This is a genomic window from Oceaniglobus roseus (genome assembly GCF_002869745.1).
Lineage (GTDB): Bacteria > Pseudomonadota > Alphaproteobacteria > Rhodobacterales > Rhodobacteraceae > Oceaniglobus > Oceaniglobus roseus.
In genome coordinates this window covers 84,500-96,407 of the sequence record NZ_PNOS01000002.1, presented here as the reverse complement: position 1 = coordinate 96,407, position 11,908 = coordinate 84,500, and the positions used below count along the sequence as shown (strand labels likewise).

12 protein-coding genes are annotated in these 11,908 nt (G+C 69.3%); 6 read left to right on the top strand and 6 right to left on the bottom strand.

Annotated features, from left to right (window positions below; genetic code table 11):
- Positions 1 to 52 precede the first annotated feature (52 nt).
- A complete protein-coding gene (locus A7B20_RS02265; protein WP_102106929.1) occupies positions 53 to 1,456 on the top strand; it encodes a sensor histidine kinase in 1,404 nt (467 codons plus the stop codon).
- Between the two features lie 98 nt (positions 1,457 to 1,554).
- Here the strand turns inward: A7B20_RS02265 and A7B20_RS02260 are convergent, their stop codons facing one another.
- Positions 1,555 to 1,974, bottom strand: coding sequence for a response regulator (locus tag A7B20_RS02260; protein ID WP_216641156.1), 420 nt, complete (start codon positions 1,972 to 1,974; stop codon positions 1,555 to 1,557).
- Positions 1,975 to 2,135: 161 nt separating this feature from the next.
- On the opposite strand from A7B20_RS02260, the gene A7B20_RS02255 reads away from it, so the two are divergent.
- Positions 2,136 to 2,606: an MOSC domain-containing protein gene (locus tag A7B20_RS02255; protein ID WP_102106927.1), complete on the top strand. Its 471-nt coding sequence runs from the start codon at positions 2,136 to 2,138 to the stop codon at positions 2,604 to 2,606.
- 46 nt (positions 2,607 to 2,652) lie between these two features.
- Here the strand turns inward: A7B20_RS02255 and A7B20_RS02250 are convergent, their stop codons facing one another.
- Together A7B20_RS02250 and rimK are read right to left on the bottom strand one after the other, a co-directional pair.
- On the bottom strand, positions 2,653 to 3,687 hold the full coding sequence (locus A7B20_RS02250) for a succinylglutamate desuccinylase/aspartoacylase family protein (RefSeq protein WP_102106926.1): 1,035 nt from the start codon (positions 3,685 to 3,687) through the stop codon (positions 2,653 to 2,655).
- Positions 3,688 to 3,961: 274 nt separating this feature from the next.
- The gene (gene rimK / locus A7B20_RS02245) at positions 3,962 to 4,867 is read right to left on the bottom strand and encodes a 30S ribosomal protein S6--L-glutamate ligase (protein ID WP_102106925.1); all 906 of its coding nucleotides are present in this window, start codon (positions 4,865 to 4,867) and stop codon (positions 3,962 to 3,964) included.
- A gap of 152 nt (positions 4,868 to 5,019) precedes the next feature.
- Between rimK and A7B20_RS02240 the strand changes: the two genes are divergently transcribed.
- Both A7B20_RS02240 and A7B20_RS02235 read left to right on the top strand, forming a co-directional pair.
- Positions 5,020 to 5,460, top strand: a complete 441-nt coding sequence (locus tag A7B20_RS02240; protein WP_102106924.1) for a universal stress protein — start codon at positions 5,020 to 5,022, stop codon at positions 5,458 to 5,460.
- Positions 5,461 to 5,470: 10 nt separating this feature from the next.
- Entirely contained in the window at positions 5,471 to 7,033 is a 1,563-nt protein-coding gene (locus A7B20_RS02235; RefSeq protein WP_102106923.1) for an alanine/glycine:cation symporter family protein, read from the top strand.
- Positions 7,034 to 7,133: 100 nt separating this feature from the next.
- Here A7B20_RS02235 and A7B20_RS02230 read toward each other — a convergent pair whose 3' ends face one another.
- The 3 genes from A7B20_RS02230 to A7B20_RS02220 all read right to left on the bottom strand — a co-directional run bounded on the left by A7B20_RS02230 (position 7,134) and on the right by A7B20_RS02220 (position 9,979).
- Positions 7,134 to 7,460 carry a DUF1330 domain-containing protein gene (locus A7B20_RS02230; RefSeq protein ID WP_102106922.1) on the bottom strand — a complete coding sequence of 109 codons (327 nt, stop codon included), beginning with the start codon at positions 7,458 to 7,460 and terminating at the stop codon, positions 7,134 to 7,136.
- A 145-nt stretch (positions 7,461 to 7,605) separates the two neighbouring features.
- Positions 7,606 to 9,411 carry a gamma-glutamyltransferase gene (gene ggt, locus A7B20_RS02225; RefSeq protein WP_102106921.1) on the bottom strand — a complete coding sequence of 602 codons (1,806 nt, stop codon included), beginning with the start codon at positions 9,409 to 9,411 and terminating at the stop codon, positions 7,606 to 7,608.
- A gap of 31 nt (positions 9,412 to 9,442) precedes the next feature.
- On the bottom strand, positions 9,443 to 9,979 hold the full coding sequence (locus A7B20_RS02220; protein WP_102106920.1) for a DUF2059 domain-containing protein: 537 nt from the start codon (positions 9,977 to 9,979) through the stop codon (positions 9,443 to 9,445).
- A 131-nt stretch (positions 9,980 to 10,110) separates the two neighbouring features.
- Here A7B20_RS02220 and mgrA point away from each other — a divergent pair, with 131 nt between their 5' ends.
- Together mgrA and A7B20_RS02210 are read left to right on the top strand one after the other, a co-directional pair.
- Complete coding sequence (gene mgrA / locus A7B20_RS02215; protein ID WP_102106919.1) at positions 10,111 to 11,142, top strand: L-glyceraldehyde 3-phosphate reductase; 1,032 nt, start codon at positions 10,111 to 10,113, stop codon at positions 11,140 to 11,142.
- A gap of 127 nt (positions 11,143 to 11,269) precedes the next feature.
- Positions 11,270 to 11,881 (top strand): nicotinate-nucleotide adenylyltransferase, encoded by a 612-nt coding sequence (locus A7B20_RS02210; RefSeq protein WP_102106918.1) that lies wholly within the window; start codon positions 11,270 to 11,272, stop codon positions 11,879 to 11,881.
- Positions 11,882 to 11,908: the final 27 nt, after the last annotated feature.

Genomic DNA, 11,908 nt, shown 5'->3' with positions numbered 1-11,908 from the left:
GAGTCGGCGCGTTATTAACGGTTACTTCGGAATCCAGGACGTTTCTTCCTCTATGACCGCCACTCTGACGTCCGACCGGCAGCGCGAGCTTGCCGTCATCTACAACGACACCATCGCCTTCGAATGGGATTCAGGGACCGACAGGTTTTCCGCCGCCGCCGGACTGGCGGCGCTGTTCGGGCGCGAACGGGGGACCATCGTGACCCGCGATCTGGTCGCCGGTGTCGTCCACAAGGGAGATGCCGAGCGGCTGGCGAAGTTCTGGACCATGCGGCAGGGCCGCTTCAACGAGACGTTCCGGATCCGCCTGCCCTCGGGCGGGCAGCGGTGGATCAGCCTGCGCGGGCGCTGCCAGCGCGACGGCGCGCGGGTGCGGCTGGAGGGCGTCGCGGCCGATGTCAGCCCGCTGCGGTTCGGCATCGACCGGTTGGCGTTGCAGGATGCGGCGCTCTACGAGAGCGAGCAGCGGTTCGCCGCGCTGGCGGATGCGATGCCGCAGATGGTCTGGTCGACCCTGCCGAACGGCGATCACGACTACTACAATGCGCGGTGGTACGAGTTCACCGGTGTTCCGGAGGGCAGCACCGACGGCGAGGGCTGGAACGGCATGTTCCACGCCGACGACCAGGAGCGGGCCTGGGAGATCTGGCGGCACAGCCTGGCCACCGGTGAGCCCTACGAGATCGAGTACCGGCTGCGCCACCGTTCCGGGACCTATCGCTGGGTCCTGGGGCGTGCGCTGCCGATCCGCGACACCGAGGGCAACATCGTGCGCTGGATGGGCACCTGCACCGACATCGATGAGGCGAAGCGCCAGGCCGACTACTCGGAGCTGCTGAGCCACGAGCTGAGCCACCGGATCAAGAACATCTTCGCGATCATCCAGAGCCTGATTGGCCTGTCCTCGCGCCGCTTCCCCGAAAGCCGGGCCTTCGCCGCGGTGCTGAAGGACCGGGTGGCGGCCCTGGGGCGGGCGCACGATTTCGCCCGGCCCCACAGCGCAAGGTCGCGGCCCCAGCATGGCGAGACGACCCTGCACCAGCTGGCGCGCGAGATCCTCGTGCCATATCCGGCGCTGGAGGAGGGGCGGATCCGGTTCTCGGGCGAGGATCCGGTGATCGACGATTCCTCGGCGACGCCGCTGGCGCTGATCTTCCACGAACTGGCGACCAACGCGAGCAAGTACGGCGCCCTGAGCACGCCGGACGGACTGGTGACGATCGACACCGCGCTGTCGAACGGGGATTGCCGGGTGCGCTGGTCGGAGACGGGCGGACCGGTGCTGGACGATGCACCGACGCAGATGGGGTTCGGCACGATGCTGTCGACGGTCAGCGTCGAACAGCACCTCGACGGGCGCATCGAGCGGGAGTGGCGGCCGGAGGGACTGGAAGTGACCTTCGTATGCAAGACCCGGAACCTTGCCCGGGCCGAGCCGGAGGAGGAAGAGGAGTGACGCTCAGGCCGAGATGCCGCCGTTCAGGACAGGGCTGAGGTCAGGAGACTGCCGATCTGGAACAGCCTCGGGCCGAACATCGCTTCTCTGGAAATGGCTCAGGCAGATAGCCCGCTGCTCTGGAACAGGCGCAGGTCGGGGGGCGGCATGAGCGCGGCATCGGCCTCCGAAGGCTGCGCGTCGAGATAGCGCAGAACGGCGACGATCTGATCGGGATGATAAGGCTTGGGGAGATAGCCAAGAGTGCCCTCCACCCCGTCGCCCAGCATCATCGGGTTAGCGGAGGTGAAGATAACCCGCACGCCGTGGTCGGTGGCGAGCCTGCGGCCGATGTCGATCCCAGTCGGCCCGTCGCGGAGGTTGATGTCGACAAGGGCGACGTCGAGGCTTCCTGATGCAAGGCGCATGGCGCTTGCCCGGTCAGCGGCGATGCCGACAGGCTCGAGTCCGTTCTCTTCCAGAACGGCTTCAAGCTCGAGGGCAACCAGGATTTCGTCTTCAACGATCAGTACACGCATCATCGGTCCGGCTCTTGCTTTCCTTCCGGTGCGCCCCCCCGCGCCACCACGTCATTCGCCCCTCAACGGAACGGATCGGTTCACGGTTCCCGATCGGCCGGATTTTCCTTATCCGGGGGCCGAAAGATGCTGCAGTTTGGCAACAGAATCGAGAGGTGTCCATGGTGGATCTGGCCGAGATGATGTCGCGTCACGCCCGGGCGGGCCGTGTCGCATGGATCGGGGTGCGGTCGGAGCGCCGGGCGGCGGTCGCGGAACCGGTGCGGGTGCGCGTCGAACTGGACGGGATCTGCGGCGATCACGGGCGGGCCGGCAAGCGGGCGGTAACGCTGCTGCAGGCCGAGCATCTGCCGGTGATCGCGGCGCTTCTCGGCCGGGAGGTGACGGCGGCGACGCTGAGGCGCAACCTGATGGTGTCCGGCGCGAACCTTGCCGCCCTGCGCAGGCGGGAGGTCCGGATCGGCTCGGCCGTGCTGTTCGTCGAGGGGCCTTGCCCGCCCTGCTCGCGGATGGAGGAGGCGCTGGGCTTCGGCGGATATTCCGCGGTGCGCGGCCACGGCGGGTATTATGCGAGCGTCGTGGTGCCGGGCGAGATCGCGCTGGGGGATGCGGTCGGGGCGACCGGCGCGTAGGCCGGGCTTCTGCCTGTCTTGGCCCGCGACCCTGCCGCCTGTGCCGCTACAGGATCTCGTCCTCGTCGAACATCGGATCGGCTTCGAGATCCGCGGCAAGGCGCTGAAGCCTGACCGCCGGATCGACCGGCGTCGCGGCGATGTGATAGACGGCGTCGCCCTCGTTCACCACCGGCATCATGGCCCGGCCAAGGATGATGCCCGGGTTCGGCGCCAGCACCTCGGCCTCGGTCTCGCCGAAGGGGTCGGTGACGATGGCGAGAAGCGTTCCTGTCTCGACACCCTCTCCGACCTCCTTGAAGCAGCGCAGCAGGCCACCGGCGGGCGCCCGCGTCCAGGCCGAGGAGGAGGCCTGGATCGGCGCCGCCCGCCGCTTCGGCAGGCCCTTGGTCCCGATCATCCCCATGTGGTGCATGACGCGCAGGATGCCCGAGGCGCCGACGCGCGCCGACATCTCGTCGAACCTGAGCGCCTCGCCTGCCTCGTAGAGCAGGATGTCGCAGCCGATGGCGCGGGCCGCCTGGCGCAGCGAGCCGTCGCGCAGCTTCGCGCGCACCACGATCGGGGCGCCGAAGGCCTCGGCCCGTTCCAGCGTGGTGTCGTTGCTGGCCGAGACGCGGATCTGCGGCATGTTGATGCGGTGCAGCGCGGCGGAATGCAGGTCGATCCCGAAATCGGCCCGGGCCACGATCTCGGTCATGAACAGGTGCGCGAGGCGGGCGGCGAGCGATCCGGTGGGCGAGCCGGGGAACACCCGGTTCAGGTCGCGCCGGTCGGGCATGTAGCGGGAATTGTTGAGGAAACCGAAGGTGTTGACGATGGGGACCACCATCAGCGTCCCCCTCAGGCTGTCGAGTTGCGGGGCACGCAGCAGGCGGCGGGCGATCTCGACCCCGATCACCTCGTCGCCGTGGACGGCGGCGGACACGAAGAGGGTGGGGCCGTCGCGGCGGCCGTGGATCACCTGCACCGACATGGTGACGGGGGTATGGTCGGAAAGGACGGAAACGGGCAGGTCCACCGTGCGGCGGCTGCCGGGGGCGATGGTGGCGGGGCCGAGGGTGAAGGGCGGGCGGGTCATGGGATGCGGCACGTCGGCCTGGCTGCGGGTGCGCGGCGGGCGGCGCGGGCCCTGTGCGCCGCATACACGGTGTCGCCTCGCGCGGAGGTCGGGAGAGGGGGCAGAGGGGCGAGGGCGGCCCCGGGCGTCGCCCCCGCATTCCCCAACTTCCCGACGGCTGCCGCACGGCGCGCCGTGGCGCACGGCTTTCCTTCCGCCGATGCCCTTGCCGCGGCGTGCCCGAAAGGGGGTCCGGGGGAGAGGCACTCTCCCCCCGCCGGAGCCTGCGCGCGTGTCATCCCTTGCCCACGGTGCGGGTCTTGCCCTCTTTGGCATTCTTCTCGATGAAGTCGATGATCTTACCCGCCACGTCGATCCCCGTCGCTTTCTCCACCCCTTCGAGACCGGGCGAGGAGTTGACCTCCATCACCACCGGCCCGTGGTTGGCCCTGAGCATATCCACGCCGCAGACGTTCAGCCCCATGGATTTCGCGGCGCGGATGGCCGTTGCCCGCTCTTCGGGCGTGATCTTGATCGTCTGCGCGGAACCGCCGCGGTGCAGGTTCGAACGGAACTCGCCCTCGGCCCCCGTCCGCTTCATCGCCGCGATCACCTTGCCGCCGACCACCAGCGCGCGGATGTCCGTGCCGCCGGCCTCCTTGATGAACTCCTGCACCATGATGTTCACGTTGGCGCCGCGGAAGGCCTCGATCACCGACTTGGCCGACCGGTCGGTGTCCGCCAGCACCACGCCGATGCCCTGCGTGCCCTCCAGCAGCTTGATGACCGTCGGCGCGCCGCCGGCGAGCTTCAGCACCTCCTCGGTCTGCTTCGGGTCGTGGGCGAAGGTCGTCACCGGAAGGCCGATCCCGTCGCGCGCCATCAGCTGCATCGAGCGCAGCTTGTCGCGCGAGCGGCCGATCGCCACGGACTCGTTCAGCGGGTAGACGCCCTGCATCTCGAACTGCCGCAGCACCGCGAGGCCGTAGAAGGTGATCGAGGCGCCGATCCGGGGAATCACCGCATCGTATTTCGGCAGCTTCGCCCCGTTGTAGTATATGTCGGGGCGGCGCGAGGCGATGTTCATGTAGCAGCCGAGCGTCTTGATGATGTCGAACTGGTGCCCCCGCGCCTCGGCCACCTCCTTCATCCGCTGGTGCGAGTAGAGGTTGGCGTTCTGCGCCATCATGGCGATTTTCATGTCGGATCCTGCCGTGGAATGAGGCGCCAGAGTAGGATTTGCCGTCAGGGGCGGCAAGGGGACGTGAATCCATCGCGGGTTGTGAAGAGGGGTATCATGAAAAGACATCCCCCGTTAGCCTTCCCGGACCGAGGGACAAAGGAGGCACAGCAATGCCGGGAACGAAGATCGTCGTCGGATTGGACGGATCGGAGGCCTCTTCGAGGGTTCTGGACGTCGTCCGGCAGCAGGCGAAGGCCATGGAAAGCTGCGAGGTCATCGCCGTCTATGTCATAGAATGGTCGCCCTTCAGCTTCCAGACGCCGGAGGAAAACGCCGAGCGCCACAAGCGGCGCGAGCAGGACATCAAGCTGGCGCGCGAGCGGGTCGTGGAACCCGCCCTCGCCGCGCTGCAGGCGGGCGGGCTGAGCGTCAGCGGCCGGGTCGAGCACGGCGATGCCGCCGACATCCTGGACCGGATCGCGGTGAAGGAGGGGGCGGCGCAGATCATCATCGGCCGCGTCGGCGCCCGCGGCCTGACCGAGCGCATCTTCGGCGGCGTCTCGGGGCGGCTGGTCGCCCAGTCCTCCGTTCCCGTCACCATCGTTCCCTGAGGAGACAGCCATGCGAAACCTTCCCCTGGCCTTCCTGGCCACGCTCTTCTCCGCGCTGCTGACCGGCGCCGCCCGCGCGCAGGAGGCCGCCACCCCCATGGGCATCGACCAGAAGATCAACCAGATATTCGCCGACTACACCGGCTGGTACGTCGGCTTCATCTTCGCGCCGATCCCGGGCACGGACTTCAGCTGGATCGCGATGTGGCTGGTGATCGGCGCGCTGGTCTTCACCTTCTACTTCGGCTTCATCCAGTTCCGCGGCTTCGCGCATTCCATCGCGCTGGTGAAGGGCGACTACTCCAACCCCGACGACGCGGGCGAGGTCAGCCATTTCCAGGCGCTGGCGACCGCGCTGTCGGGCACGGTGGGCCTTGGCAACATCGCGGGCGTCGCGGTGGCCGTGGGCATCGGCGGACCCGGCGCGACCTTCTGGATGATCGTCGCGGGCCTGTTCGGCATGGCGACGAAGTTCACCGAGTGCACGCTCGGCGTGAAGTACCGCAACGAATACCCCGACGGCACCGTCTCGGGCGGGCCGATGTACTATATCGTCAAGGGGTTCGAGGAGCGGGGCCTGCCCGCGGGCAAGGTCATGGCGGTGATCTTCTGCATCTTCACCATCCTCGGCGCGCTCGGCGGCGGCAACATGTTCCAGGCGAACCAGGCCCATGCCCAGATCGCCGGCGTCTTCGGCGACTTCCCGGGCTGGATCACGGGCGTGATCCTGGCGGCCATCACCTTCGCCGTGATCGCGGGCGGCCTGAAGTCCATCGCCCGGGTGACCGAGAAGATCGTGCCGTTCATGGGCATCTTCTATGTCGTGGTGTCGATCCTGATCCTGCTTCTGAACTTCGACCAGATCGGCTGGGCCTTCGGTCAGATCTTCGCGGGGGCCTTCACCGGGCTCGGGGTGGCCGGCGGCTTTACCGGGGCGCTGATCCAGGGCTTCCGGCGCGCGGCCTTCTCGAACGAGGCGGGCATCGGCTCGGCCGCCATCGCCCACTCGGCGGTCCGCACGAAGGAGCCGGTGACGGAGGGATACGTCGCGCTGCTGGAGCCGTTCATCGACACGGTGGTGATCTGCACCATGACGGCCCTCGTCATCGTCATCACCGGCGTGCTGAACCAGGACCCCGAGACCGGCCTTTATATCTGGAACGCCGAGGCGGGGCGGATCGCGACCGACGGCGGCGTCTCGGGGGTCGAGCTTACATCGCTCGCATATGCGCAGGAGTTCTCGTGGTTCCCGATCCTGCTGATGGTGGCAGTGGTGCTCTTCGCCTTCTCCACCATGATCTCGTGGAGCTACTACGGGCTGAAGGCCTGGACCTATCTCTTCGGCGAGGGCGCGGCGAAGGAGCTGGTGTTCAAGACGATCTTCTGCATCTTCATCGTGATCGGCGCCGCGGCCTCGCTGGGCCCGGTGATCGACTTCTCGGACGCGATGCTGTTCTCGATGGCGATCGTCAACATCATCGCGCTGTACCTGCTGATGCCGATCGTGAAGGGCGAGCTGAGCCGGTACATCGGCAAGCTGCGCTCGGGCGAGATCCAGAAGTTCAAGGGCTGAGGGGGGGAGCAGGCCCCCTCGGGGGCCGCCGTCCCGATCCGATGTCGGTGCGCGTCCCGGAAATGCCTTCCGGGGCGCGCAAGCCGTTCCGGATGGGCGGTCAGCCCTTGCCGAGATAGGGGATCGTCCCGGCGGCGTCGGTGGCGTCGATCACCCGGAAGACCGAGACGCTGCCGGCCTGCCTCGCGGCGGCGTGGGGCGCATAGTCGGGATCGTTCACGAAGCCGTCGAGCGCGGCGCGGTCGGGGAATTCGAGCACGGCGATCAGGCTGCTCTGCGGGTCCTCGCCCTCGATCGTGTCGATGTTGCCGCTGCGCGACAGGTAGCGGCCGCCGTGCCGTTCGACGATCCCGTGCACCGCGGCGGCATAGTCGGGAATCCAGCCGTCGTCGGTCACGCGGACGTCGGCGATCAGGTAAACGCTCATCTCTCGCTCTCCCTTGTCCTGCGGCGGGCCTGCCGCATGGCGGCCACTCTGCACCCGGAAAGGGCGTGCCGCCAGACCGACCCTGGTACGGGCCTGAACGGCGGGGAGGCGGAAGGGGGGGCCGACAGGCGCGGCCCCCTCCCGGTCATTCTCCGAGCGCGATCCCCTCGCGCCGCGGGTCGGCGCCGCCGGTCAGGCCGTCGCCGACGATGATGGCGTGCAGGCCGGAGTTCAGGTCGGTCACGCTGGTCTCGAAGCCGAGGTCGGTCAGGGGCTGGGCGAGGTCGGCGGCGGTGGTGCCTTCCTCGAGATCGTAGGTGCCGAAGCGGTTGACGAAGTGCGGCATGGCGACCGCGGCCTGGGCGTCCATGCCCCAGTCGATGTGGGCGATCACCGCCTGGGCGACATAGCCGATGATGCGCGAGCCGCCGGGGCTGCCGACGACCATGGCGGGCTTGCCCTCCTGCATCACGATGGTCGGCGACATCGACGAGCGGGGCCGCTTGCCCGGCTCGACCCGGTTGGCGATGGGGCGGCCGTCCTCGTGGGTGGCGAAGGAGAAGTCGGTCAGCTCGTTGTTCAGCAGGAAGCCGCCGGTCATCAGGCGCGAGCCGAAGCCGTTCTCGATGGTGGTGGTCATCGACAGCGCGTTGCCCTCGGCATCGACGATGGAGATGTGGGAGGTGGAGGGGAACTCGATGCTCTGGTCGTCGGCCCACATCAGCGCGTGATCGAACTCGGGGGTGCCGGGTTCGACCGTCTCCAGCGCCTTGTCGGTCTTCAGAAGCTCGGCGCGGGTGGCGAGGTAGGCGGGATCGACCATCCCCTCGACCGGTACCGGCACGAAGTCGGTGTCGGCGACGTAGCGGCCGCGGTCGGCGAAGGCGAGGCGGGAGGCGTCGCCGATCAGGCGCCACGCCTCGGGGCTGTCGGGGCCCATGGCGGCGAGGTCGAAGGGTTCGAGCGTGCCGAGGATCTGCCCCACCGCCAGCGCGCCGGAGGAGGGCGGGCCCATGCCGCAGACCTCGTAGGCGCGGTAGGCGGCGCAGACGGCGGGACGCTCGACCACGTCGTAGAGCGCGAGATCGAGGCTGGAGAGGACGCCGGGATTGCCCTCGGCCCCCTGCACGGTGTCGACGATCCCCTCGGCGATGCGGCCGCGGTAGAAGGCGTCGGCGCCGTTCTGCGCCATGGCTCTCAGCGTCTGCGCGTAGGCGGGGTTCTTCAGCGTGTCGCCCGCGGCGAGCGCGGTGCCGCCGGGCAGGAAGTATTCGGCGGTGGCGGGGAAGCGGGCCAGCCGCTCGGTATCCTCGGCGATGAGGGAGGCGAGGCGGGGGGAGACGGTGAAGCCGTCCTCGGCCAGCGCGATGGCCCGCTCGAACAGGCCGGCCCAGTTGGACTTGCCCCACATCCGGTGGGCGGTTTCCATGAGCTTCGGCGTGCCCGGCGTGCCGACGGAGCGGCCCCCGACGACGGCGTCGTAGAACTTCAGCGGCTCGCCCTGGTCGTCGAGGAACAGGGTGGGGCGGGCGGCGAGGGGCGCGGTCTCGCGCCCGTCGAGCGTGGTCAGCTCACCCGTTGCGGCGTCGTACCAGACGAGGAAGGCGCCGCCGCCGAGGCCCGACGACTGCGGCTCGACCAGCCCCAGCACCAGCTGCGCGGCGACCATCGCATCGGCGGCGCTGCCGCCCTCGGCCAGCACCTTCGCCCCGGCCTCGACGGCGAGCGGGTTGGCGGCGGCGATCATCCAGTCCTGCGCCTCGGTCGGCTTGCCGGACTCCTTCGTGGCGAGGGCGGCCTTCGCGGGCTCTCCAAGGTCGGCGAAGGCGTCGGGCGCGGTTGCCGTCGGCGTTTCCGTCGCGGTCTCGGGGGCGACGGCGTCGGTGCTCTGCTGCGCCGCGACGGGCAGGGCGAGGAATAGGGCGAAGGTGGCGGTCAGGGGGCGGTGCATGGCGTGTCCTTTCGCGGTGCTTCTGGTTTGCTCAGCGGAGCATGTCGAGGAGGCGCTTCCTCGAGACGTCGTCGGCGGCGATGCCGAGGCTTTCCGCCTCGATCCGCGCGGCAAGGCGGGGGCCCGCCTCCTGCCCGGCGATCTGGCCCGCGCGCTGCCCGGCGGCGGCGCCCATGGCCATGACGGCGGGCAGCTGGCGCAGGAGCGCCTGGCCGGACTCGGTGCGGTAGAAGGCGGCGATGTCGGCGAGCTGCGTGTCGTTGAAGGCGTTGCGGTAGATCGCGGCGGTCTCGGCCTGCATCTTCTCGGTGAAGCCCGCGATGAACTCTTCCAGGAACAGGTCGAAGAACCTGTCCCTGTCCGCCAGCGTGATGCCGCGCTGGTCGAGGTCGTTCTCCAGCGCCTTGACGATCACGGGGCGGTTGGCGGTGACGGCGCCGCGGAAGATCTCCTCGGTCGCGACCTGGCTGGCGATGAAGGCGGCGTCGGCGTTCTGCTCCGGCGCCTGCTGCGCCGGGGCCGGCCACGCGGCGAGGCAGAAGAGCAGGGCGGCGAGGGGGCGGGACATGGGGACGCTCCTTGGGTCTACCCTTGGGGTTGAGTCCACTGTTGCGGCTGCGCGCGGGCTTGGCAACCGCGGTTTGACTTTCGCGCGGGCGCCCGCACATGGTGCGCCCGGAACGAAAGAGGAGCCGACCGATGACCTATGTCCCCGCCGAAAACCGTTACGAGCGCATGATCTACCGACGCTGCGGCGCCTCGGGGCTGATGCTGCCCGCCGTGTCGCTGGGGCTCTGGCACAATTTCGGCGGCGACGCGGCGCACACGACGAAGCGCGAGATCTGCCGCGCGGCCTTCGACCACGGGATCACCCATTTCGACCTGGCGAACAACTACGGCCCGCCGCCGGGCTCGGCCGAGGAAGCCTTCGGCGAGATCCTGAGGACGGATTTCCGCGGCTACCGGCAGGAGTTGGTGATCTCGTCCAAGGCGGGCTACCGGATGCATGCGGGGCCCTACGGCGAGTGGGGGTCGCGGAAGTACCTGGTGCAGTCCTGCGACGCGTCGCTGAAGCGGATGGGGCTGGATCACGTCGACATCTTCTATTCCCACCGCTTCGATCCCGACACGCCGCTGGAAGAGACGATGGGCGCGCTCGATCACATCGTGCGCTCGGGCCGGGCGCTCTATGCCGGGATCTCGTCCTACAACTCGGAACGGACGCGCGAGGCGGTGGCGATCCTGAAGGACCTGGGCACGCCCTGCCTGATCCACCAGCCGAGCTACAACATGCTGAACCGCTGGGTCGAGCGGGACGGGCTGAAGGACACGCTGGCCGAGCTTGGCGTCGGCTCCATCGCCTTCACGCCGCTGGCGCAGGGAATCCTGACGCCGAAGTACCTGAACGGGATCCCCGCCGACAGCCGCGCCGCGAAGGGCAAGTCGCTGGCCGAGCGGATGATCACCGACAGCGCCGTCGAAAGCGTGCGGAAGCTGAACGCCATCGCCGAGGCGCGGGGACAGACGCTGGCCCAGATGGCGATTGCCTGGGTGCTGAGGGGCGGCGGGATCACCACGGCGCTGATCGGGGCAAGCAAGCCGAGCCAGGTCGTGGACTGCGCGGGCGCGGTCGGGAACCTGGAGTTCAGCGACGCGGAGCTGGCCGAGATCGACGCGGTGACGCAGGAGGAGGACATCAACCTCTGGGCCCGGTCGAGCGAGGAGGTCTGAGCCACCGCCGCCGGTTGACGCGGCGGCGCTTTTCGGGTGACTGGCCGGGGGGCTTCGGGTGCCCCGCGGCGGGAGGAGGTCCAGCGATGTCGGGCGGTTGCGCCTTGGTCCGTGCGGAGCGGCGGGCGTGACCCGGCGGCGTCCGGGCTGGCCCGTGGCGCGGGCCGGGCAGCGGATCGGGCTGCTCGGCGGCTCCTTCGATCCGGCCCACGAGGGGCATGCCCACATCACCCGCGAGGCGCTGAAGCGGTTCGACCTCGACGCGGTGTGGTGGCTGGTGTCGCCGGGCAATCCGCTGAAGGCGCGTGGCCCTGCGCCGATGGAGCGGCGGCTGGAACAGGCGCGCCAGGTCATGCGCCACCCGCGGGTCGAGATCACGGCGCTGGAGCGGGACCTCGGCACCCGCTACACCGCGGCGACGCTGGAGGCGCTGTTGCCCGCCTATCCCGGCGTCCACTTCGTCTGGCTGATGGGGGCGGACTCGCTGGCCACATTCCACCTGTGGGACCGCTGGCAGTGGATCATGTCCCATGTGCCGGTGGGGGTGCTGGCGCGCCCGGGGCTTGGCATCGTCGCGCGGATGTCGCCCGCCGCCGCGCGGTTCGAGCCGTTCCGCCTGCCCGCGCGCCGCGCCAAGCTGCTGGCGCTCTCGGCGCCGCCCGCCTGGTGCTTCGTGAACCTGCCGATGAACACGATGTCGTCAAGCGCGATCCGGGCCCGGGGCGGCTGGCAGAGTTAGGCTTGCAGCCGAACGGGCGCGCCGGTT